Origin of the sequence: Delftia tsuruhatensis NBRC 16741, assembly GCF_001571325.1 — a bacterium.
GTDB classification, from domain to species: Bacteria; Pseudomonadota; Gammaproteobacteria; order Burkholderiales; family Burkholderiaceae_C; genus Comamonas; species Comamonas tsuruhatensis.
The window spans coordinates 1-17384 of sequence record NZ_BCTO01000020.1 but is presented as its reverse complement, the minus strand read 5'-3'; the positions used below and the strand labels follow the sequence as shown (position 1 = coordinate 17384).

Sequence of the window (17384 nt, the reverse complement as noted above, 5' to 3'; positions counted from 1 at the left end):
GGCCCCGAATGCACCCCGTTCGCAGTCCCCTGACCCCCTCCTGCGCCCGCGGCCAGGGCGCGGCGCGCAGGGTTGACTGTTACCTGTGTTTCACGAATGATTCCGGTGTCGGTGACACTTTGGAACATTTGTGTTCCGCCGTGGCACTGGGCGAACTCCGCTTCCTGTGCCGCCTTCCCGGCGCCGTGCGCCGGGCCACTTGTTCCCCAACTGGAGATTTCCCATGAGCGTGGAAAAAGCCGAAAGTACCGTGAGCCCTGCCACCGACACGGCCATTGCCGATGCTGCCGTGGCCTCTGCTGAAACAGCCGATGCGCCCCTGACCCCTCAGGAGCGGCAAAACGAGGCCCTGCACACCATCAAGAACCACGTGATCACGGCCATGGGCATCGGCATCCTGCCGGTTCCGGGCCTGGACCTGATCGCCCTCACCGGCGTGCAGCTGAGCCTGCTGCGCAAGGTGGGCCGCCTGTACGGCCATTCGCTGTCGGACGAGACCGGCAAGAAGCTGCTGGGCGCACTGCTGGGAGGCTACCTGCCGCTGGTGGTGACGGCACCGCTGGCCAGCCTGCTGAAGTTCATCCCGGGCGTGGGCATCGCTGCCGGCGTGCTGGCCCAGTCCACTTTGGCGGGCGCGACCACCTACGCGGTCGGCAAGCTGTTCATGCAGCATTTCGAGACGGGCGGCACCTTCCTGGATGTCAAGGTCTCGGACATGAGCAGCAAGCTCAAGCAACAGGTGGAAGAGGGCAAGGCCTTCGTCCAGAAGAACGTCGGCGGCGGCAAGGCCGGCGCGTCCTGAGCAGGCACTGCCCGGTTGCGATGACATCGATGCAGCCCTCCCGCTGCCCCTGGCTGGCCTTCGGTGCAGGTGCGGCGGATGCAGGCGTGCGCCTGCTGTGCCTGCCCTTCGCCGGTGGCGGTGCCTCGGCCTATCTGGGCTGGCGCCGCCATCTGCCAGGCGTGGCCGTGGCGCCGCTGCAGTACCCGGGCCACGAAACGCGGCTGTCGGAAAGGCCGCTGGTCAGCCTGGACGCCATGCTGGCCGGCCTTGCCGACGCAGTGGCGCCCTGGCTGGACCGTCCTTACGCGCTCTTTGGCTGCAGCCTGGGCGCGCGCCTTGCGTTTGCCCTGGCCAGGCACCTTGCCGCACGCGGCCTGCCGCCACCGTGCGGGCTGCTGGTGGCCGCCAGCGCACCCCCCGGTCGCCCGGCCGTGGCCGATACGGCTGGCCTGGATGATGGCGCCTTCCAGCAGCTGGTCCGCTCCTATGGCGGCATCCCGCCCGAGCTGGATGCCGACCCTGGTTTCTGGACCATGATGCTGCCCGTGCTGCGGGCCGACTTCGCGCTGGCGGCCCAGCCGCTGCCGGGGCCGGGGCATCTCCTGGATTGCCCCGTGGTGGCCTATGCGGGACGGGCCGATACGCTCGCCACGCCCCTGGCGATGGCGGGATGGTCCGCCATGACCACGGGTGGCTCGCGGCTGCATTGCTTCGATGGCGGGCATTTCTTCCTCCAGTCGGCTCCCGACTTCCTGGACACTCTGTCCGCCGACATCGACCGCCTGCGCCTGGGCGCAGCGGCCTGCCTGGTGCCTGCATGAACGATTTCCCGATGATGACGAGCGGCGCGCTGCGTGCCGCGCTGCTGTGTACGTTGATGGCGGGCGGCCTGGCCGCCACCACGACGGGCGCCAGGGCCCAGGACGTGGGGCACCGGCTGGGCAGCAGCAACCATGTGATCGAAGAGCCGCTGCAGGAACTGGTCAAGAGGCGCCGGCCCAAGGGGCAGATCTATGTGTCCATTCCCCAGGCCCTGGTGATCCTGGCCAACGACGGTATGAACCGCCGCTCCGTGTGCTCGCCCCAGATCCAGGTGAACAACTCCTCCAACCAGACCATGGAGGAACTGGTGGCCGGCATCCGCTACCGCAAGCAGGGCAACGACAAGTCGGCCGGCAGCACGATCGCCCGCTTCTATGTGCTCAAGGTCGGCAAGCAGGACCTGACCCATCTGTCCAATGCCATCGATGTGGGCAACTGCGACAACCTGACCGGAGAACTCGAAGTCATCGAGTGCACCTACTCCAACGGCGCCGACTGCTCCGCCGACGTGCGTGCGCTGGCCTACGGCGCCATTCCCCTGAAGATCATCGACAAGAAATAGGAGCCCGGGCATGTCGAACGCCTTTCTCATCTATCTGATTTTGTGCCTGATCGTTTCCTTCATCGGCCGGCGCACCCGCCTGGGCTGGATGCGTACCCTGGTCGTGGCTTTCATGCTGACGCCGCTGGTGGCATTCATCTACCTTCTGCTGTTCGCCTCGCTGCAGGCCGAAGACCGCCTGGGTGGCCGCTGACGCATGCGCCTGACGGAACTCCTGATCCGCGATGCGCGGACCCCGCTGCAGCGCCTGGGCTTTGTCGCTTTCCTCGCCGGCGCCTCCAGCACGGTGATCCTGGCCGTGGTCAACTCGGTGGCGACGGACAGCCAGCTGCATTCGGGCGGCAACGCCCAGTACGTGGCGCTGTACGGATTGGCGCTGCTGGTCTACATCTTCAGCCAGCGCTATGTTCTCAACACCACCACCGACGAGGTCGAGAGCATCGTTGACGAATGGCGCCGCCGCCTGATCCGCAAGCTGGCCGCCAGCCGCCTGGTGGGGGTGGAGAAGATCGGCCATGGCGCCATCTTCACGGCCATCAATGCCGATACGCAGACCGTCTCGCACACTGCCGGCAGCCTGATCCTGGGCGTGCAGGCCGTGATGATGATCCTGTGCACGGCGGTCTACATCGCCACGCTGTCCCTGCCTGCGCTCGGGCTGGTGGTGGTGGTCCTGATGCTGGCCGCGCGCGTATATGCCCGCCGCGGCCAGCGCGCCAGTCAGGATCTGCGCCGCGCGCATGAGGAAATCGGCGCCCTGCACGAGATGGTCGAGGCGCTGCTGGGCGGCTTCAAGGAAATCAAGCTGTCCAGCCGCCGCGCCGCGGAACTGCTGGACGATGCGGTGCGCGTGTCCTCGCGCACGGCCCACTACCGTTCGCTGGCGCAGCGCACGCTGGGCATGAATTTCGTGTTCTCCCAGGCGGCGATCTTCGTGCTGCTGGGCTCGCTGGTCTTCATCCTGCCGGTGTTGAGCACGACCTTCGCGGCCATCACGGTCAAGGTGCTGACCGCCGTGCTGTTTCTTGTCGGGCCGGTGTCGGGGGTGATCTCCGCCGCGCCGCAGATCACCGTGGCCAATGCGGCTGCGGAGAACCTGCTGGCTGTCGAGAAACTGCTGGATGACAACGTGGAGCCTCCGGGCACCGGCGCCGGTACGGGTGCTGATGCCGGTACGCGTGCGGGCAATGCGCCCGCGGGCTTCGACACCATCGAGTTGCGCCATGCCGTCTTCACGCGAGGCGAGGGCAGCGACCGTTTCACGGTGGGGCCTGTCGACCTGAGCATCCACCGGGGCGAGACCTTGTTCATCACGGGCGGCAACGGTTCGGGCAAGACTACGCTGGTCAAGATGCTGACGGGGCTGTATCCGCTGGACTCCGGCTCCCTCGTCCTGGACGGGCAGCCCGTGGATGCCCAGGGCCTGCAAGGCTACCGTGACCTGTTCGGCGCCATCTTCTCGGACTTCCACCTGTTTCGCACGCTGTACGGCCTGGATCCTGTCGATAGCACACATGCCGATGCGCTGATCGACGAGATGGAGATCGAGAGCAAGGTGCACATAGAGGGCGGCCGGCGCTTCTCGACCGTGGGCCTGTCCACCGGACAGCGCAAGCGCCTGGCCCTGGTGGCGGCCCAGCTGGAAGGCCGGCCCGTGCTGGTGCTTGACGAATGGGCGGCAGACCAGGACCCGCATTTCCGCGCCAAGTTCTACGAGGTCCTGCTGCCGCGCCTGCAGCACAAGGGGGTGACCGTCATCGCCATCACCCATGACGACCGCTATTTCCACCACGCGGACCGCCGCGTGCACATAGAGGACGGGCGCATCGCCTCCGTCTCCAACCGAGGGAGTGCATCATGAACGCCACCACCGCAAGCCGGGATGGCGGCATGGCCGCGATGGGCCGCAGGCTGTGGGCACGGCTGCGTTTTTTCGGGGACGATCTGCTGATCGCCGCCGTGGTCCTGCTGGTCCTGCTGGTCTTTCTGCTCCCGTCCATGGTCGTCACCATTCCGGCGGGCCACCTCGGGGTCCACTGGAAGCGCTTTGGCGGCGGCACGGACATCGATTCGGTGCGCTCCGAGGGCACGACCCTGATTCCGCCTTGGGACATCCTCTACATCTACGACGCCCGCCTGCAGAGCGTGGACCGCGAGTACGAGGTGCTGGCCTCCGACGGACTGAAGCTGCAGGTCACGCTGGCCTGGCGATTCCGCCTGGTGCCCGAGTTCCTGGGGGAGTTGCACCGCTATATCGGCAGCGACTACACCGAGACCCTGGTGGGCCAGTCCATCGGTGCGCGTGCGCGCGACGTGATTGCCATCTACCGCCCCGAGGATATCTACACCAGTCACCGTCTGGAGATCCAGAACCAGATCTCGGAGTCGGTGCGCTACGACATCCGCCACCGCTTCAACACCGAACTGCGTTCTGGCCAGGAGTGGGTTCTGATCGAGGACGTGCTGATCAAGCGCATCGTGCTGCCGGACGGCGTGGAAGATGCCATCGTGCGCAAGAACGTCACCCGCCACGAAGTCGAGCAATACGCGCTGATGGTGGAAAAGGAAGGGCAGGAGAGCGAGCGCAAGCGGGTTGAGGCACTGGGCATCCGCAACTTCCAGGAAATCATCAGTGGCGGCATGAACGATGCCTATCTGCGCTGGCGCGGCATCGAGGCGACCCTGGAACTGGCGCGCTCCGAGAATGCCAAAGTGGTCATCATGGGCAACGACAAGACGGGCGGGCTGCCGCTGATCTCCATCGGTGGCGAGGGCCTCAAACCCGAGGGCAAGACGGCCGGCAAGCCGGTCGCCGGCACCAGCAGGGGCGATGCCTCCACGCCTGCAGATGCCGTTGCCGGACCGCTGGTGCGCGACGCCAGGCCTGCCTCGTCCGCCATGCCACGGCCGACGGTTCCCGACACGCAGCGGCGCGAGACGGCCAGGCCGGAAGCCATCCCGGCGCCTGCTGCGGCTGCGTCTCCGTCTCCGTCAACGCAGCGCGATGGCATCGCGGCCGCCAGGTGACACTGCAGCGGCTGCGCGTGCCGGCCCATGCGCCGCTGGATTTTGAGCTGCCACCCCTGGCGCCGGACTCTGCCGTCTGCCTGGGGCTGACACTGGACTGGACACTCGAGCGCGTCTTTCACCCGGCCCTGGCGGCGCATACCGCCGCCTGCGAACATGCGCGCGCTGCGCGTTTTGTGCAGGGGCGCGATGCGCTGCGCCACCTCGCGGGGCGCAGCCTGCTGCGGCGTCTGGCCAGCGCCTATGGCGGCATGCCGGCGCTGGCGCCGCTGGCACTCAACTCCTTTGGTCGGCCCGATTTCGCGGCCTTCGGGCTGGGTTGCAACCTGAGCCACAGCGGCAACCAGGTCTGGGCCGTGGCCACGCGCTGCATCACGGCAGGCATCGACGTCGAATCCGCCCAGGCACCCCCTGACTTCCTGGGCATTGCGGCCTGTTTCCACCCCACGGAGAAGCGGGCCATCGAGGCCCTTGCCGAAGAGGCGCCCGGTGCGGCCATGCGTTGCTGGGCGCGCAAGGAGGCAGTGTCCAAGGCAGTGGGCCAGGGGCTGTCGCTGCCGCTGGATGCCTATGCCGTGGACTGCGGGCCTGCCGCCTCCGGTTGGCTGTGCCATGCTCCGGCCGGCATGGCGCCACAGGACTGGACCACGCTGGATCTGCCTGTGCCGGCCGGCTATGTGGGCGCGCTGGCCGTGGGGGCGCCGGGAGTCCAGGTGCAAGTGCTGCTGCTGGAGATGGTGGCCTGAGCGGGGCTCAACCCGGCGCGCCGTGCATACCATGCGTGAAACGAGGGCTGAACCATGACCATTTCCCGAGCCTTGACCCGCAATGGCCTGCGCCGGCTGCGTGCGCGCGAAGTCATCCGCAATCACACGCTGATGACCGCTGCCAGCGCTGCGGCGCCTCCCGGCATGATCAGCGCGGCCGTCGCCATGGCCATGCAGCTGCGCATGGCGCAGCGGCTGTGCCTGCTGTTCGGCGCGCCTTTCACACAGGAGCTTGCGGTGCAGGTCATCACCGGGCTCGTGCAGGCCATGGAGCCGCCGCGCCTGGGCACGCAGGTGCTGCGCCTGGCTTCCATTGCCAGCTGGTTCACCGGACCGCTGACTTGTGCAGGCATCAATGCCGCCTACACCTGGGCCATCGGCGAGGCCTTGCTGGAGCAACTGGCCACGCATGCCAGCCTGGGAATGCCGCCTGCCAGCCCGCGCCTGCCGGCTTGACGGCGCGCGACCTGCAACGGGCTGCGCACTGCGGCCTGGCAAGGTCGCCCTTGAGACGCTGTTGCGCGCGGCAAGGCCCGCAGGCGCGTCGTACGCGGCTACCATCAGGGTTACTGCTGCGCCGGGTGCTGTGGGCGCTGCCTAGAATCTGTTGCAGTGCAATAGATCAATTGCCCGTACAAGCACGTACAAGAGGAGAAGCATTGCAATGCAAGAGACGACAACAGCCGCCGCCCCCAGCGCACAGCGCGTGATCAAGAAATACCCCAACCGCCGTCTCTACGACACCAACACGTCCTCCTACATCACGCTGACGGAAGTCAAGCAGCTGGTGATGGGCAACGAGCCCGTGGTGGTCAAGGACGCCAAGACGGGCGAAGACCTCACGCGCAGCATCCTGCTGCAGATCATTCTGGAAGAAGAGGCGGGCGGCGCCCCCATGTTCTCCGAGACCGTGCTGGCCAACATCATCCGTTTCTACGGCCACGCCATGCAGGGCTACATGGGCTCCTACCTGGAAAAGAACGTGCAGATGTTCACCGACTTCCAGAACAAGCTGGCCGAGCAGGCCCAGGGCACCTCGCCCGAGGCCTGGAGCCAGTTCATGCGCATGCAGCCGCCCGCCATGCAGAACATGATGAGCAGCTATATGGAGCAGTCGCAGAACATGTTCGCCCAGATGCAGGAGCAGATGCAAAAGCAGACCGAGCAGATGCTGGGCGCGCTCGGGATCAAGCGCAATAGCTGAGCTTGCAGGGATAAGTTCGGGGGCGGTTTACCAAGTTCGCGCAGAACTGGGACAATATCGCCCCTATGACCCCCACGAGCGACGCAACAACCATGACAACCCCTGCCGGCGCGGCCGCTCCGCGCGTGGGCTTCGTCTCCCTCGGGTGCCCGTAGGATACTGCATCTATACCCTTCAAAGGCCTCGCAAGTTTAGGTGCAATGTATGAGCGCTAACGCGGAATACAGCTGCATCTGGGATGGCACCGAACCTGGTTGGGTGGTGCTGGAACACACGCGAGACGAGGCGGAAGTGTTGGTCGCGTTTGGCGTCGATGGGCCGACTCTCGCTGAGATCAAGGCACTCCGTTCGGTATCTGCGTTCCTCAAGACATTGCCTGCCGCAGATGTTCTCAACCAGCTGAGGGGCTTGCGCTCATTCTCTCTTGGTGTCCATGAGAGTCGGGTCGCCCGGAAACTGCTACTGGATTGTCAGTCGATGGGACTCAAGGTCTCCGATCTACCGGCTCAAGAGGTGCATCGCAGTCTAATCAATACATTGACAAAGCGGTTCCTGTTGATTGAAGACGAGCAGGCCTGCAGGGCAGTTGTCGCTGACGCCATTGCAAACGGGTTGCAGATCGTGCACTCGCAAAATTGAGATATGTGCAACACCTCACTGCTCTAGCTGATGGACTTTCATGGCAGAAGACGAACGGATCGATTGGACTCTGGCTTGGGCAAGCAACCCGCGGACTGAAGGCGCGGCGGACGGGGCTGACAAGCAAGAGGTTGACACTTCATGTCCTTGGGTGCCGTTCGGATTCGTGCATGTTGTCAGGAAGCCTCTGAGACTCGAAGAGGACGCGCGCGACTTTTGGGCTGCATGCATTGGAGGCGACGAGCTCGTTGACCCGCTGCCCGCTACGTTAGTTCGATTGGGGATGGACCGGTTGACTTCTATCCTGCATGTAGTCCATCAGGATGCTGTTCGGGTGGGCAAGGACATGAAGCTGGCAGCCGCCGGCGAGTGGGCTGAGTGCTTTCGGCTCAGTGGTGGGTGTAGTTGCTGTTGTGGGACAGTGTTGCTACTGCGGTCGTCGTCTGAGGGTGCTTACGTTCACTGGCATCGAGAGTCTTGATGGCGCTTCGCTGCCTGTAGGCTGCTGTATCTATACGAAAAATTCCATTGAATCTGTTGAGTACGCTGTCGCGTCCAATCCGTGAGAAAAAAGTAATTATCAATTTCTATTGATTTTTATTTATCAATAAATTTTAATGTCATCTGCGCGGGTGGATGTGATCAAGCCAGTGCCTCTTTTGCTAGCAAGCCAGTCTCTGCTCTTGCGGGTTCAGCTCAGGAAGATTGTCTGCTTTCTGTGTTGCTTACTATTCCATTCTCGCTCTAATGTGGCATAGTTGCCGCAAGAATCACTAGGATGGGAGCTATGATGGATGATAAAACCAAGGGGGCTTGGCTTCTTGCTCAGTCTCGTAACCTCGACGCAGTGAATGGCGTTGGGCGCCTTGAGAATATTCAGTTTGCGGGTAGAACTGGACGGTTGTACAACCTTTTAAGGCGCAGCTCGGTTGAAGGAAGCACAACTGTAGTCAGCGCCAATACGGTTACTGATATCTGTAGACTCAATGATATTGATCGTGCTTCCCGGCAGCTTGGACTCCAAACATTACATGCAGAAGGTCGTATTGATGTTTCGTCGTCTGGTGACGTTGCAGTGCTTGGTGCGACTACTGAAGGTGTTCTACAGGCTACTGCCAGAATATTCGAGGCAGCCAATCCTTCTGTTGAAGAGCATGCGGTAGTTGAGCTATCAGAAATGGTTGCTGAAAAGCCGGAGTCTCGGGTTTTGATAGCTCAACAGATTTCCGATAAATATAGCATTGTTAATAAGAATGTAAATTCGCTTATAGATGTTTGTCGCTCGGCCGCTATTCTTGATCAGTCAGATGATAGAGGGATGAGTATTCTCTTTAATAGCAACACTTTTAGAGATGCGAAGTATGCCGCCAAAGCATATACTTTAATGCAGGCTTTATCTCCTTCTGAGCAGAGTTTGTTGAGTGAGCTTCAAGATAAAATCAAGCAAAAAGGTGCCGTTTCTGAAATTGAGGCAGTAGCAATTTTAGGTGCGGACTTATATCGTCGTTTGATTGGTGTTGGATTGTTTGATAGACTTGAGGTTAGTAATAGCAAAGAGGCTGTTGGATATCTTACCTCTCCTGATTCTTTTCAGAAATATGGAAAACCATTTGAAGATGATCCGGTGGATGATGCTAAAGCTTTGCTCGCTTCGTTGACATATGGAATGACGCGTAGTGATGCTGCACGAGGCGCGATTGCTTGGCCGAATTTGTTGCTTGGCCGACTTATTGAAGGTTCGGCAGTGGGAGGGCAACATGGTGTTCGCGCAATTGCCGAAGACTATAAAGAGCTTGAAAAACGACAGGTGGTCCAGCTGGAAAATAAAGGAAATGGTCGTTGTACCATGCGTCTTTTGAAGAAAGATGTAGGAGAATTGGCGAGAGGCTTGATCAAGGGCAACAATATTGCATCTGATACACTTCTTCTTGATGGTTCGCCTGCTACGAAATTTAAAGGACCTAGTGAAAATAGAAACAAGGTGAGAGAGCGCCACACTCTCCAGGATCATGTGTTTGTAACAGGCGCCTTGGATCGCCTGCGCAGTGGAGGTTGATATGACACCGTCAAAGGGGCCGGCACTTGAGGAACTTGTACGCGCTTATTTGGTGCGCCAAGGTTTCTTTGCGCTTCGATCTGTACCATTTAAATTTGAAGATAATGACGTTACAGACTTGGATACGTGGATTTACACCAGGCAATCTGCTGCTGCACGTATACGAGGAATCGTTGATGTAAAAAATAAGAAGTCCCCCAAGGCTTTTGAACGCGTGTTGTGGGTTCGCGGTTTGCAGGAAATAATGCGTTGCGATCGGGCTATTATTGCTACTACTGACAGTTCGCCCTCTGTACTTAGGTTTGCACAGTTGCAAGGTATTGCTGTGCTGTCAAAAGAATTTCTCGATAAGTTGTCAAAGAAGTTAGACATTGATCAGCGGCTGACTCACGAAGAGTTGGTCGAGCTTGTGCAAAAGAATCCGTCGCAAAAACATGACGGCGACTGGCTTCGAATACTAGGAGAGGCTAAATCTGCTGTTGCCAGCTTACAGGGGTTTCCTGCCTTTAATAGGGCAATGTTTGCTTTTAAGTTTTTCGCTGAAAGAGCCGAGGTTAGAGTTCAGCACCGAGAAGCGGCGCTGCGTTGTGCTCTCTTGTCTGCCGGAGTTGCTTGCATCGCTTTAGATATAGGTTTGGAAAAGTATGTATTTACTGATGTGGAAAAAAGATTTGACGCTATAAAGAATGGCGTTTTGTTTGGCGATACGGGGGACGGGCGAGTGCAGCATAGTATTAAGACTGCACTTGAGGCTATTGCCGAGGGAATAAAAAATGGAAAGGCAATTGCCGCGCAGGCTCAGCAGCAATTGGAGAAAAATTTAGAAGGAATTCGCGCTGACGTCATTGCTGAATATTTCATGCGTGAACACAATGCGCAGCACCTCTTCAATGCTGGGCGAGATCTTGAGGCGGCAGCTTACGGATTGGTGAATCCGGATAATATAGTGATGCCTATGGAAACTCGATCAATTCTCGGGATCTTTGCTGATTATGTAGGTGTCAGACGCGGTTCGCTTCCTATCGCGGCATACTATGTTGATGCGACTATTAGTATTGAGCGAGGAAAAAATGATCGTTATGAATCTTCTGGAATAATTTCTTCTGGCAATAAAAAAGACGAAGTTTCAGAATCTGTTTTATCTAAATCGAGGGATAATGAAATTTTGAATACTGATTTAGAAGATTCTGCGGAATATTCTCTTAAAGGTTCGCAAAAACCGCTGATTTGAATATATTCTTTGAATTTACTGGTCGATTTCTGGGTAGAGCTATTTTTATAGTAGTTAATTATGATGATATATATGGTTTGTGTTTGAATTTTAAAAAAACCTGCCGAAGTACTTCTTTGGCAGGTTTTTTGATAATCAATGTTTTAAATATCTGATTGAATCGGTTTGCTTAGAATTCGTAAGAATCCTTTTCCTTGGAGGAAATTGCGATAACAGTTCACTGCTACTGCCTGGGCCTCGCGAGCCACATCTTGGCCGGTCGCGATGACCTGCCCGTCCTCTGTGAGGATAGCTAGACGCCCTGGCTTGCCGTTGATGCTGACGCTTAGCCCCTCATGGCTCACCGCGCTGATTTGCACGCCCTCGATGGCGCCAGTGGGTTGGGTGCCGATCATGCGTGTGCCTCCTCTTGGCTATTACGGTACGGCTTGGTGGTGCTCAGGTCGCTATCAGCTTGGAGCATTTCGCCACCGCTGCTCTCTGTGCGCGCGATCAGCCTGCGCGTCACTTCTTGGATCTCGTGGGCCGTCAACTGCTGCAACTGGAATTCATGCAGGTCAATCGCGGTGGTGAGGGCGTCCAGCTCGTAGAAGTGCACGGCGCTGGGGTGCCAGGCGCCGCCGGCGCGGCAGCGGGCAAAGTAGGCTTCGCATGCGGCCTGGGCGCTGTTGAAATGTTCGGCCAGGCCGTGGACGATGCCTCCGCGCTCTACCTCCTGGGCCACCTGGATAGTGCTGTGCATGACGGTGGCGTGCACCTCGGTGGCTGTGCCGGCGCGGATCTGGGAAAAGCACTCGCGCACGGGGTCGATGATGGAGGCGATCTCTTGGCTCGTCAGCTTGGTGCCGTGGTGATTGATCACGGCAAACGTGTCGGGACGACCCGCCCAGCGACTGCGGAAAGGTTTGCGGCGTCCGTTCATGCCAGGCTCTCCAGTTCCTTGGTATCGAAAATGGCAGCCTTGGCCACGGTGCCAGGCTTGCCCGAGAACTCCACTTGCCAGCCGTCTGCTGTACATGCTGTGACGGTGCCTTCCTGCCAGCGGTAAGCGCTCTCCAGATTGAGCACACGCACACGCTTGTGCACGATAGGGTCTGCGGTGTAGGGCTCCAGCTCCTCGGGCTCGAAGCCTGCGCGCTGGCCTACGCCGGCTCCGAATTCCACGATCAGCGAGACATGGCCAGGCCGCACCACGCCCACGCGTCCGCACTCTTTTCGGGGACGTCCGGTTGGTCCCTTGAGGCCGGCTTTCACTCGCACCAGGTCGCCGGGCTCGAATGTGACTGCCTGGCTGGTGGCTGCTTGATCTGCTGCCCCGGTGCCGGCGTGCGCACTGTCCTGGTCATCGTCAGCGGTGGCAGTCTGCGCGGGCGCAGACTGCTGCGCGTCAGGGGTCATGGCCTGGTCAACTTCGGGTGCTGCGGAGGAGGGCGGCAGGCCCTGCGCAGCGTCAGCTGCGACTGGGCCTGCATCGTCGTTCTGTGCGGCTGCAGCCGCACCATGAATGGGTGCCTGCGCGTCAGCGACAGACGCCCCCTCGTCGCTTTGCGCGGCCGCGATAGCGGCCGAGGCTTCGGCGGCTGTCGTCTTCGGCTCGGCGCCCGCACGCGCAGCGGGGGATTTCTTGGCTTTGCCCTTCGCGCGACTCTCGCCAGCGCGCGCAGCGGGGTTTAGGGGTAGATCCGCCTTTGGGGCGGCAGGTTTGACAGGGGCAATCTTCGGCAGATGCTTGTCGGCAGCAGCCAATTTGACCTCTTCAATCACTGCCTGCAGGCGTTCCTGCAGCACGGCGCCGGCGACCAGCATCAGTCCCTCATTCGGCGTGCCGTTGTAAGGATTGTGCGTGGCGCGGCTGTCGCCCTGCGCGATGCACAGGAGCTGCAGGAAATCGGGGCTGGCTGTTTCCTTGGCGTACTCGATCAGCGCGGCATGAGCGCCCACACGGTCGAAGCCGAGCACATCAGCAATGGCCTGTGCGTCGTCGGTCCCGAGGCTTTTGACGGAGCGCAGGGCAAGATAGCGATGCACATCCAGATTGAAGGCCGGGGGCTGTTCGGCATTGAGGGTGTTCCACGCGCGATCCAGCAGGGCATCGCGCCAGGCCTGTTCAAACTTTGCCCTTGCCTTCGCTTCGGCCTGGGCCTTCTTGGCCTCGGAGAACTGCCGCGCTTCCTTGGCCACTTTCTCCGACGCTTTGGCCTGGCCGTCCACGATCTTCAGGAGGCGCAGCACCGTCTCATTGGGCAGGGCATCAACAAGCTCGCCCTTTCGGCGAGGGCTTTCGATCTTGACCGGCTGGATGCCCTCGGCCTTCATCTGGTCGCCAATGATTTTTCGCAGCGGGTAGTCGCCTGGGCTGTCTTCAATGGCGTCCAGACGGCGATAGCCGAGCAGCTTCTCGTTGTAGCCCTGGGCCTGAAGCTCTTCGGCTTCTTTGCCGATGATGACCGTGTGCCCTTTGTCTTTGGCCTCCTGCACGATGCGGGCCGTGTGCGCTTCGGCCTTGGCCTCATAGCACGGCTTGTCAGTGCAGATGTCTGCACGGCCCATTTCCTTTTTCAGCTCCGCATTGGCGCCGGTGCGCTTGCTGCAGTCCGCGCAACTGCCAGCGGAAGGCACCAGGCTTGCGTCTGTGATCGTGAACTTGGCCCGGTCCAGGCGCACCATGTACTCGTTTTGCACAAGATCCTCGCACGCGCGGTAGCTGGGCTTCTCCCCTTGCCAGTCGGTGCGGGTGATGTCTTTGAGTGCTTTGATTTGAAGTTGTGCACTGGGGATGCGTGCCAGCAACTGCGCGCGGCTGAAGTCAATGTCCCCTTTGCGCAGCACCTCGCGGACCTCTTCGCACAGGTCGAGGATCTTCATGACGTTGAAAACGTAGGTGCGGCTCTTGCCCACGTCCTCTGCGATTTTTTCGGCCGTGGTTTCTCCGAGGTCCAGCAGTTCCCGATAGCCTTCGGCTTCTTCGAGCTTCGTGATATCGGTACGCTGCAGGTTCTCTATGACAGCGGCCCGCAAAGCCTCCGCGTCGGACATCGGGCGGATCATTGCGGGGATTTCGGCCACGCCTGCGAGCTGGCTGGCGCGCCAACGGCGTTCCCCTGCCACCAGTTCGTACTGCGCGCGCTCGCGCTTCTCGGCCTTCGCAATTTGCTGCTCATCGGCAATGCGCGACTCGGGTAGGGGGCGCAGCAGGATGGGCTGCAGCGCGCCGCCGGTGGCTTTGATTGAGTCGGCCAGCTCCTGTAGCTTCGCTTGGTCGAAGTGCTTGCGCGGGTTGCGCAGGCTCCGTGCAATGCTCATGACGGGCACATGCAGCATCAGGGCGCCTGCGCCAGGTGTGGGCATGGCGGCGGTCTGGGTGTCATGTGTGCTGGTCATGCTGCAAGTCCCTCCTGCTGGCCCTTGATGCCAAAGGCGCGGCGCGCCGCGTTGCGCACTTCGGCGGTGACGCTGTGCCCAAACTCCTCCGGGTCCAGTAGATCGCGCACCAGGGCAACGCAGGCGGCTGTGTCGGGATCGACGCGCGGGCTGTCATAGATCACGCGGCGGCAGGCCGGTTGCCGCTGGATGTGCTGGATCATTTCCAGTGCCGCGGATTCTTGGGGCGCCAGAGGCGCACCTACGCGAGGTGTTCGCAGATCCGATTCGACTTGGACCGCGCCAGGGCCGACATGCTTGATTTCGATGACGATTGCTTTAGCCATGAGCGGCCTCCAGAAGTTGCATTTGAGGTTGGATGGGGGCGGGCTCATGCAGGGGCTGGATGTCGCTGCAGTGGCCCAAGGTGTGACGGATCTGGTGGACGGGCGCGGTGATGGATACACGCATGCCGCGCTTGAATGACTTGGCGCGCTGCTGGGCCTGGGCGCGGGCTGCTGGCGGGTAGACCTGCTCGGCTTTGACAGGCAATTGGCCGGGGCCGTCGCTGTCGATGAGCAGACACAGGACCGGCATGGGTGTGCTGTCCACGCCTTGGGGCAGCGTGCGCACTTCTGCGTCCTGCACCAGGGTGCCGGTGATGAGGATCAGAGCCATAGCGCGCCCCCGAACTTGATGGCAACGAGGGTGCCGAACATAGCCAGGACCAGCCATCGCAGCACGGTGCGGCGGACGCGGCGCGGCAGGTATGGGCCTTCCATCTGGATGGGCGGGCGGCTCATCGTGCTGCCTTTGCGCTGATGGGATGTCCGTGCCCGAAGAGGTCCATGGCGCGGGCGATGGCATCCGCTGCGCCCGTGGCGCGGATCGTGTGGCGAGTCCGGCCGCATGTGACGGTGTAGAGGGTCATCACTCGCCCCTTGCGTCGTCCGTCAGCTCAACACCGGCCAGGCCAGGGATAGACATCAGCACGTCAATGACGTGGCTGTCCGGGGGCGGGATGTCGAGGGCAATGTATGCCTCGCTGGCGGCCTGCAGGATGCCTTGCTGCACCCGTGCAGTCGCGGCGTTGCACATGGACGTGAGTTGGTAGGGCCAGAGCAGTCGCTCAAGCTCCTGGATTTGCCGCTGCAGCGGCATCGTGTCAACGGCTAGAAAGAGGGTGCAGACGTGTGCACTGTCTGCTGTACTGCTGCATTGCATGCCGGGCCTCCTGTGCGGTGGAGGGCGCACGGCCTGCATGCCATTGCGCCCGCCTGAGCGAAAACTCAGGCAGACGCATTACACCATTCGGTGCATATTAGGTCAACACTGTTTGGTGTATATCTAGAATTCTTCGCCCTTCCAGATCTTCACCACTCGGGCGAACACCTCGAAGTCCATCCCATCGACGATGTCGAAGGGGTCATACAGGGCGTTGTAGCTCTTGGCTCGAACAACAAGTCCATTGATCGTGGGGATGCGTTGCAGTTGCTTCACAAACCCTTCGGTTCCCACTCGAAAGAAATAGACGCCATCTGTGTCTACCACCTTCACCCCCCTGTCAACGAGAAGAGGGTCACCTGGATTAAAGAGGGGCTGCATTGAAGGGCCGAAGCCGGTGACTATGGCGAGATTCTTGGCGCTGGTGATGCGCTGGACATTCATGTGTAGCCACTTCTCAGACACCGTCCACTGCTTGATTACGCCCGGTTGATCGGCTAGCACGATCCCATGGCCCATGCTTCCACCGGTCTCGTACTGCGGGATGCGTATGTCTCCCGCTGTCTTCATGGCTGCAGGCGCTGCAGCGATGGTCGCATCCTCATCAAGGATGGAATCCTGAAGCTGGTCGAGCCAGCCGGGGAGATGCTCAGGATAAAAATTTGCCTCCATCCGCCGAGCAATCTTTTCACCAAAAGACTTGCGGCCCTGCAGCATGTCGAGCAGCTGTCGAGTGGGAAGGTCGAAGCGGCGGGCTGCAGCTGACAGCGTGAGCTCGTCCACGATCTTTTGTGCGTTTCGGCGGCGAATGTCTGCGATTTCCATAGTGGTTGATTTGACCAGCCCGTAACCATTTGGTGAATTCCCCGAACGGTGTTCTTTTATGCACCGTTCGGTGTATAGTCTTGCGTCATGACTACCAAGACGCTGAAGGAATATTTGGGGGGCCTGAGTGGGCCTGCGCGCGAAGACTTCGCGCAGCGTTGCAAGACCTCTTATGGCCACTTGCGGAACGTCGCATACGGCAAGAAGCCTGCTGAGAGCCTTTGCATCCTCATCGAGCTGCACAGTGGGCGCGAGGTGCTGTGCGAGTCCTTGCGCTCGGACGTGATGTGGTGGGTCGTGCGTGGCTCCCATGCCTCTGTGTCTGGAGGCGCCAATGTCTAGCGTCTTGGCATCTGTTTTTTCCCTCTCCAGTAGCCCGGCAACGCCGCCCGGGATTCGTCTCCTTCCCCGATTGGGTGCCGCACGCGCGGGAAGGCGTGTGCTGCTTGCGTTGCTGGCTGGAGTGGGGCTTTCTTTTCGTCATGCCCGCAGTGTCCTCGGCACTGTTCGCGGGCGCCATCCTGAAATTTCCAGCATTCAAGGGGAACGGCAATGACCTGCCGCTATTCCGGCGCCGACTGGCGCGACGTTTTCTACAACGCGATCCGAGGCGCTGACGGTGGCGTGGTCGAAGCGGCAAAGTTTCTGACCGAGCGCCGTGAGCGGTTCATCCATGCAGAGGACCTGCGCCGCCGTCTGCGTCGTGCAGATGGTGAATCGCTGAGCACTGAGATGCTTGAACTGCTTGCCGAATGGCTGCTGGATCGACGGGAGCCCGGGGCGCTGCGATGGCTACAGGTCTTCAACGCTCGCTTCGGCATGGCTGCTGCGCATCTACCGCCACCGCCCGAAGGCGGTTGGGCATGTGAGGCCACCGCGATTC

The 17384-nt window shown here is 60.7% G+C and carries 19 protein-coding genes and 1 pseudogene; 13 read left to right on the top strand and 7 right to left on the bottom strand.

From position 1 onward, the window contains the following. The first annotated feature begins 223 nt into the window (after positions 1 to 223). From DTS01S_RS09325 to DTS01S_RS30335, 12 genes are all read left to right on the top strand, one after another. Positions 224 to 802, top strand: coding sequence for a YcjF family protein (locus DTS01S_RS09325; RefSeq protein ID WP_016445288.1), 579 nt, complete (start codon positions 224 to 226; stop codon positions 800 to 802). Positions 803 to 831: 29 nt separating this feature from the next. After that, positions 832 to 1605: a thioesterase II family protein gene (locus DTS01S_RS09320; RefSeq protein WP_016445289.1), complete on the top strand. Its 774-nt coding sequence runs from the start codon at positions 832 to 834 to the stop codon at positions 1603 to 1605. After that, the gene (locus DTS01S_RS09315; protein ID WP_016445290.1) at positions 1602 to 2168 is read left to right on the top strand and encodes a hypothetical protein; all 567 of its coding nucleotides are present in this window, start codon (positions 1602 to 1604) and stop codon (positions 2166 to 2168) included. Before DTS01S_RS09320 ends, DTS01S_RS09315 begins: the two co-directional genes overlap by 4 nt. 10 nt (positions 2169 to 2178) lie before the next feature. Continuing rightward, the gene (locus DTS01S_RS09310; RefSeq protein WP_016445291.1) at positions 2179 to 2361 is read left to right on the top strand and encodes a hypothetical protein; all 183 of its coding nucleotides are present in this window, start codon (positions 2179 to 2181) and stop codon (positions 2359 to 2361) included. A gap of 3 nt (positions 2362 to 2364) precedes the next feature. Next, positions 2365 to 4029 (top strand): cyclic peptide export ABC transporter, encoded by a 1665-nt coding sequence (locus DTS01S_RS09305; protein WP_061287637.1) that lies wholly within the window; start codon positions 2365 to 2367, stop codon positions 4027 to 4029. Next, the gene (locus DTS01S_RS09300) at positions 4026 to 5195 is read left to right on the top strand and encodes a prohibitin family protein (RefSeq protein ID WP_016445293.1); all 1170 of its coding nucleotides are present in this window, start codon (positions 4026 to 4028) and stop codon (positions 5193 to 5195) included. Before DTS01S_RS09305 ends, DTS01S_RS09300 begins: the two co-directional genes overlap by 4 nt. Further along, positions 5192 to 5941 (top strand): 4'-phosphopantetheinyl transferase family protein, encoded by a 750-nt coding sequence (locus DTS01S_RS09295; protein WP_017406158.1) that lies wholly within the window; start codon positions 5192 to 5194, stop codon positions 5939 to 5941. The genes DTS01S_RS09300 and DTS01S_RS09295 overlap by 4 nt, the downstream gene beginning before the upstream one ends. A gap of 54 nt (positions 5942 to 5995) precedes the next feature. Then, positions 5996 to 6418 carry a hypothetical protein gene (locus DTS01S_RS09290; RefSeq protein WP_016445295.1) on the top strand — a complete coding sequence of 141 codons (423 nt, stop codon included), beginning with the start codon at positions 5996 to 5998 and terminating at the stop codon, positions 6416 to 6418. A gap of 208 nt (positions 6419 to 6626) precedes the next feature. Continuing rightward, a complete protein-coding gene (phaR, locus tag DTS01S_RS09285; protein ID WP_016445296.1) occupies positions 6627 to 7166 on the top strand; it encodes a polyhydroxyalkanoate synthesis repressor PhaR in 540 nt (179 codons plus the stop codon). Positions 7167 to 7370: 204 nt separating this feature from the next. Then, complete coding sequence (locus DTS01S_RS09280; RefSeq protein ID WP_061287636.1) at positions 7371 to 7805, top strand: hypothetical protein; 435 nt, start codon at positions 7371 to 7373, stop codon at positions 7803 to 7805. A 787-nt stretch (positions 7806 to 8592) separates the two neighbouring features. After that, a complete protein-coding gene (locus DTS01S_RS30340; RefSeq protein ID WP_139223853.1) occupies positions 8593 to 9861 on the top strand; it encodes a hypothetical protein in 1269 nt (422 codons plus the stop codon). Between the two features lies 1 nt (position 9862). Then, on the top strand, positions 9863 to 11092 hold the full coding sequence (locus DTS01S_RS30335) for a hypothetical protein (RefSeq protein WP_139223854.1): 1230 nt from the start codon (positions 9863 to 9865) through the stop codon (positions 11090 to 11092). Between the two features lie 143 nt (positions 11093 to 11235). Here DTS01S_RS30335 and DTS01S_RS09270 read toward each other — a convergent pair whose 3' ends face one another. From DTS01S_RS09270 to DTS01S_RS09240, 7 genes are all read right to left on the bottom strand, one after another. Continuing rightward, complete coding sequence (locus DTS01S_RS09270; protein ID WP_061287634.1) at positions 11236 to 11487, bottom strand: hypothetical protein; 252 nt, start codon at positions 11485 to 11487, stop codon at positions 11236 to 11238. Further along, entirely contained in the window at positions 11484 to 12014 is a 531-nt protein-coding gene (locus DTS01S_RS09265) for a hypothetical protein (protein ID WP_061287633.1), read from the bottom strand. Before DTS01S_RS09265 ends, DTS01S_RS09270 begins: the two co-directional genes overlap by 4 nt. Beyond that, positions 12011 to 14473: a ParB/RepB/Spo0J family partition protein gene (locus DTS01S_RS09260; RefSeq protein ID WP_061287632.1), complete on the bottom strand. Its 2463-nt coding sequence runs from the start codon at positions 14471 to 14473 to the stop codon at positions 12011 to 12013. Before DTS01S_RS09260 ends, DTS01S_RS09265 begins: the two co-directional genes overlap by 4 nt. Then, complete coding sequence (locus tag DTS01S_RS30330; protein ID WP_139223855.1) at positions 14470 to 14799, bottom strand: hypothetical protein; 330 nt, start codon at positions 14797 to 14799, stop codon at positions 14470 to 14472. The genes DTS01S_RS09260 and DTS01S_RS30330 overlap by 4 nt, the downstream gene beginning before the upstream one ends. After that, positions 14792 to 15130 carry a hypothetical protein gene (locus tag DTS01S_RS09250; protein WP_052155259.1) on the bottom strand — a complete coding sequence of 113 codons (339 nt, stop codon included), beginning with the start codon at positions 15128 to 15130 and terminating at the stop codon, positions 14792 to 14794. Before DTS01S_RS09250 ends, DTS01S_RS30330 begins: the two co-directional genes overlap by 8 nt. Positions 15131 to 15382: 252 nt before the next feature. Continuing rightward, positions 15383 to 15676, bottom strand: coding sequence for a hypothetical protein (locus DTS01S_RS09245; protein ID WP_061287630.1), 294 nt, complete (start codon positions 15674 to 15676; stop codon positions 15383 to 15385). Between the two features lie 123 nt (positions 15677 to 15799). Continuing rightward, positions 15800 to 16501 carry a S24 family peptidase gene (locus DTS01S_RS09240; RefSeq protein WP_061287629.1) on the bottom strand — a complete coding sequence of 234 codons (702 nt, stop codon included), beginning with the start codon at positions 16499 to 16501 and terminating at the stop codon, positions 15800 to 15802. 552 nt (positions 16502 to 17053) lie between these two features. Here DTS01S_RS09240 and DTS01S_RS09230 point away from each other — a divergent pair. Then, positions 17054 to 17384 (top strand): annotated as a pseudogene (locus tag DTS01S_RS09230) (hypothetical protein); the annotation flags it as partial.